This is a genomic window from Bradyrhizobium sp. 164 (genome assembly GCF_023073715.1).
Classification (GTDB): Bacteria; Pseudomonadota; Alphaproteobacteria; order Rhizobiales; family Xanthobacteraceae; genus Bradyrhizobium.
Window position 1 is genome coordinate 1 of the sequence record NZ_JADPKA010000087.1, and the last position, 599, is coordinate 599.

The following is a 599-nucleotide window of genomic DNA, read 5'->3' on the forward strand; positions in this document are numbered from 1 at the left end:
CCCGGAATGGCCTGCAACAGGAAGCCTAGCGATTTGGCCCTCCGCTGAAGGTTGGCGACGACGCGGCTGCGATATTGTTGCTCATATTGGTTGGCACCCGGATCGCTGTAGCTCATGCCGTGCCGGAGCGTGTTGTAGAATAAAACCGCAATCTTGCGGGCGGTCGCCGTTACGGCCTTCGACTTACCCGCCCGTGAGGACAGCCGACGATAGAATGCTCCCAGCGCTGTATCACTTCGACCGACCGTTGTGGCCGCCAACCGCAACAGTGCGGCTGCCCGACTGGAGGATCGTCGCGTACGCGAAGACAGCACCTTGCCGCCGGAAATCTTGTTGCCCGGTGCGAGGCAGAGCCAGGAGGTGAAGTGCTTGGCGCTCGGCCATGCCCTCAGATCTGTGCCGCACTCGCCGATGAGCTTCAAGGCGAGCGACGGACCCAACCCATGGATCTCGGTCAGATCGACGCCGAGCACACCATACAGCGCGGTCCTGACATCGAACGTGGGTGTGTTGACCTGCTTGGTCTTTATGCGTGGCCTGGGTAACTTTCTGCCCGGTTTTGTCCCTCTGTTGCCCAACGCAGCGATCAAGACTTCGAG

At 60.8% G+C, this 599-nt stretch carries 1 protein-coding gene; it reads right to left on the bottom strand.

The features are described 5' to 3' along the window. A partial coding sequence (locus IVB01_RS27205; RefSeq protein ID WP_247494999.1) for a transposase occupies positions 1–599 on the bottom strand: 599 nt, incomplete at both ends.